The following is a 4,183-nucleotide window of genomic DNA, read 5'->3' as shown; positions in this document are numbered from 1 at the left end:
CGCCGCCATCTGGCACAACCGCGCCACCGGCCAACCCGTCACCCGATCCCTGACCGCCTACGACCACTGACCGACTTACGCATTACTCGTCTAGCGCGCCGAGCGCGGCGGTGACCACCACGGGCGCCACGCCACGTCGCAGCGGCGCATTGGCCGTCACTTGGACGAACACGATCGCCGTTCCGTGCGCGGGCACGGAGATCCGCAATGGCGTACCCACTGGTGCCTGACTGACGGCGGTCGCTGCCGCGGCCAGTCGGACGTCGTGTCCACCAGCTGCTGCGCGAACCTCACCGTCGACCTGGGCATCGCCCGGATTGGTGATGATCGCGAGGACATCAGCGGGGGACCGGTCCGAGAGGCGGGTGTTGCCCGCCAAGGTGAGGGAAGCCGCGGCCTCCGCAGTTGCGATATCAACGGTGGCGAGGGCGACCGTGTCACCCGCGTCAGACGTTCCAGTCGCTTCAAGGATGAGAGCAGAAGGTCGCTGGCCTACGGCGCCTGACGTAGTGACGACGGCAATGGCCGACGCACCACCCTCGAGACGGTCCAGCGCGGTCGGCTTGATCTCGGTTTGCAGACCCGGTGGTCCTTTGACCGTGAGGCCGACCCCCCGCACCGGCGCTCCACCGGAGTTCCCGATTTTCACGCTGATCGGAACACCTCCGGCGGCGACCTTCGCGGGTTGCGCTTCCAGCGTGAGTGTGCCGGGCTCGTTGGCCTGGGCCGACCCGGTCGGCAATGGCCAAGCGCCGATCGCGAACGTGTACAGGATTGCTGCTGCCCGACTGCCGAAGATTGCGTGAGGGTTCATCGCGGCACTCGATCACTATGTTGAGAGTGTTGTACTGGTCTCGCTCCAGATGGCGTCGGTGTTAGCTGAGCGTCAGCGAGTTCACTCGAACGTGTAGCTACGGTCAGGTGCATCGCAGGTTAGTTCCCTATGTCGCCAACCGGTGCTCACGCAGCCGTCGGGGGAGTTGGCGAACCAGCGCGGCAAGCACAGCGCGATCGGCCCACTCCAGCCGCGGGCAGGGGCTCGTCCGGCGTAGCACGGCGACCTCGTGCCGCAGTACCAGCGATTCCACGTCCTTGGCCGCGGAGGGCCAGCCGAGCGGGACCAGCCAGTCACCGAGTCAGGCGAAGATCAGGTACAGCAGTCGTATCGCCACACCTCACGATCATGCCGTGGAGGTCCGACGTGCACGATCGTCGCAGCTCAACACGCCAGTGCAAAGTCCTGACACCCACGCATCCAATACGAACGACACCGTAGTGGCCGGTATCGACGGGATTCTCGGGGTCCTGAACCTGATCACCTCGGCCACGAGCCCCTTGCGGGCCGCGGCGGTCTAGGACACGCACCGGCTCGCCGAGTGCGTGGTCGAAGTGCTCCAAAGATGCTCGAACGGCGACGAACAGCGAAGGGGGTGTAACCGAAGTTATTATGGGTGCGGACGTCTAACGGGGCAAGTGGTAAGAAGTGTATTGATGCGACAGTATCGAATATTCCACCATGTCGCGGCTTGAGGCTCGATATAGGTGAGGACGTCTCTGATGTCGTCGATTCGACCTTGTAGCGGCTTATTCCAAACCGGTTCATGGTGGGCTAAACGATTGCGAAACTCGTGTAGCCTTGTAACACGTGCCTCAATGGTGTGTCGCTGTTCCTTTCCTGGGATTGCGTCAAAGCCACGGTAGAGGTCAATCCAAAGAGTTGTTTGATAACGCTTGGCTAGCAGGTAGCGCCAAAATCCGAAGCTCAACTCCGCGATTATTTGATCTTCGGTGAGCGGTTTCTGCTTGCGGCGAATGCGGCAGCGAGCGGTTTCTATATCCTTAATCGCTTTGCTGCTGAGTTCATTCGCCGGGTCGTCAAGCCATGATCGAGGTCGGCCCCGATGGGTGTGACGCGCATGCATACGTCCTGCTAGCGTGTTACGAAGGGCAACTTCGAGGAAGCCCAAACTTTCGCCGAAAGCGGCACCAACTTGTGTGTTCCAGACGTACAGCTCCAACGCCCTGGCAATGTCGCCCTGGCAGGGGCGCTTGTAGATCTTCAACCTGGGCTCACTGAGCAGCCTGGCGACGGCATCGACTGCCATTTGCTTGTCGCCGTCCTTCCGGGTATGGTACATCCGAAGACCGCAGGATGGTCCCTGGTGATCTCCTCGCTGCGCTTGGCGAGGGATGGGCTATACCACTGTGGTTATAGAGGTGTATAGAACACCGTCCTAGTGAATCTAGGACGGTGTTCCCCTTGTTATGGGCGTTCACTAGAGTGCGTGCCAGCAGGGGTGTCGCCGTGGGGCGTTCCAGGTTCGAACGGCGACTGTGTTCGCAAACTGTGTTTGTGACTTTTGGTATAAGCATCGTGGCTCTCCGTGAGCCTTCGGGTTCTTGCGGCACCTTACATCTTGGATAGCTTACGCCGAACACTAGCAAGTGTGGAAGTCGCAGCGCGGTATGTCGCGATATGAACTTTTCGTGGTAGTCGGCGCCAGATCTTCGTCGGCGCAAAGAACTAAGCTTGCCGTTTGAGGTCCCGGTCGGTGACGTGCACTCCGGTTGATCGCGGAAGCAGTCCTTGGTTGATCATCGACCTTGCGACAGCAGATGATCGATTGAAGGGCTGCGTGATCAATTGCACCATCTCGAACGGACTGGCACTCGGAAAGTCGTCTTGTGAGGTGTCAATAGTTGGCCACACGGTCTGACCTGCGCTTATGCGGTCGTGGGTTCGTGCTCGTTGAGCAGATCACCGCAGATGGTTCGGCGGTGTGTCGACGTTGTGCTTGCCGAAAATGTTGTCCGTGCAGGTCAGGCGGCGTGGTGGTACTCGTTGAGGATGCCGCCCAGTCGTTGCCGTCGGCGGATGTCGAGGTGGGTGAGGGGTGTCTGATCGGGGGCGGGGTGTGGCAGTGGTTGTAGTGGTCGGGCGTTGTCGATGCCTTGGTGGGGCCGGTGGGTGTTGTAGAAGTGCTTGTACTCGTGCAGCGCGTGGAGCAGGTGCTGGTGGTTCCAGATCAGCGTTCGGTCGAGAAGTTCACGGCGGCAGCTGCGGATCCAGCGCTCCATGATCGCGTTCATGCGCGGGATCCGGACTCCGCTGAGGACGACCTGGATGCCTGCGTCGGCGAGGACGGCGTCGAATAGTGCCGGGTACTTCCCGTCCCGGTCGCGGATCAGGATTCGCGCGTGTCTGCCCGCGTCTTCGAGGTCCATGGCGAGGTTCCTGGCGGCTTGGGTGACCCAGGCCGCGGTCGGGTGTGCGGTGGCGCCGAGGACGCGGATTCGGCGGCTGGCGTGCTCGATCACCGCGAGCACGTGGAGGCGGGTGCCGTTCAGGGTGGTCGTCTCGAAGAAGTCGCAGGCCATCAGGGCGTCGGCTTGGGAGCGGAGGAAAGCCGACCAGGTCGTCGTGGTGCGTTCGGGTGCCGGGTCGATCCCGGTGTCCTTGAGGATCTGCCACACCGTGGACGCGGCGATCTTGATACCGAGCACGAGGAGTTCGCCGTGGATGCGGCGGTAGCCCCAGGTGGGGTTCTCGCGTGCCAGGCGCAGCACCAGGAGTCGGATGGAGCGGATGGTTCGTGGTCGGCCGGGCCGCTTGGGGCGGGATCTGGCTGCGTGGCGACGGTCGAGGAGGTCTCGGCGCCAGCGCAGAACTGTCTCCGGGCGCACCAGTAGTCGGAGTCGACGAAGCGCTTGCGCCGGGAGTCGGTGCAGCAGGGCGGCGAGGAATGCCCGGTCGGCGGGGGAGAACCGTGGACGGGCGTCACCGAGTTGGCGTTGCAGGACCATGATCTGGTGCCGCAACGCCAGGATCTCCGTGTCCTTGTCCCGATCGCTCATGGGCAGCTGTGGGGTGCCAGAAGTCGGCCGTATGGTCTGACCTGCGGTTAAGCGGCTGTGGGTTCGTACTCGTTGATCAGGCCGCCGAGGACTGGTCGGCGGCGTATCGAGGTGTAGCCCGGCTTTGCGGTCGGCGGGTCTGGTCGTGGTGGCGCGAGTTGCAGTGCTCTGTGGGGTCGTCGGTGGTTGTAGTGGGTCGCGTAGTGGTCCAGCACGGTCCGTAGGTGGTGTTCGTTGATGATGAGCAGTCGGTCGGTGACTTCGCGTCGGACGGTGCCGACGAACCGCTCGGCGTGGGCGTTGGCTCGCGGACACCACCCGGGACCAG

Annotated in this window: 4 protein-coding genes; all 4 read right to left on the bottom strand. The window is 62.7% G+C overall.

Annotation, left to right across the window (positions count from 1 at the left end; all coding sequences use genetic code 11):
* Positions 1 to 82 precede the first annotated feature (82 nt).
* Positions 83 to 814: a hypothetical protein gene (locus tag AB0G02_RS30330; protein ID WP_360800698.1), complete on the bottom strand. Its 732-nt coding sequence runs from the start codon at positions 812 to 814 to the stop codon at positions 83 to 85.
* 631 nt (positions 815 to 1,445) lie between these two features.
* A complete protein-coding gene (locus tag AB0G02_RS30325; protein WP_360800695.1) occupies positions 1,446 to 2,063 on the bottom strand; it encodes a hypothetical protein in 618 nt (205 codons plus the stop codon).
* 757 nt (positions 2,064 to 2,820) lie between these two features.
* Complete coding sequence (locus AB0G02_RS30320; protein ID WP_360800692.1) at positions 2,821 to 3,855, bottom strand: integrase core domain-containing protein; 1,035 nt, start codon at positions 3,853 to 3,855, stop codon at positions 2,821 to 2,823.
* A gap of 47 nt (positions 3,856 to 3,902) precedes the next feature.
* Positions 3,903 to 4,183: integrase core domain-containing protein (locus AB0G02_RS30315; RefSeq protein WP_360800689.1), on the bottom strand; the 281-nt coding region annotated here is incomplete at its 5' end.

Source organism: Actinosynnema sp. NPDC023658, from assembly GCF_040639995.1.
Lineage (GTDB): Bacteria > Actinomycetota > Actinomycetes > Mycobacteriales > Pseudonocardiaceae > Actinosynnema.
Note: the sequence above shows the minus strand (reverse complement) of the source record. Positions and strands in the feature narration are given on the sequence as shown.

Coding starts and splice junctions, on each gene's coding strand:
- AB0G02_RS30330 (WP_360800698.1), bottom strand. CDS start 814: ATGAACCCTCACGCAATCTTCGGCAGTCGGGCAGCAGCAATCCTGTAC.
- AB0G02_RS30320 (WP_360800692.1), bottom strand. CDS start 3,855: ATGAGCGATCGGGACAAGGACACGGAGATCCTGGCGTTGCGGCACCAG.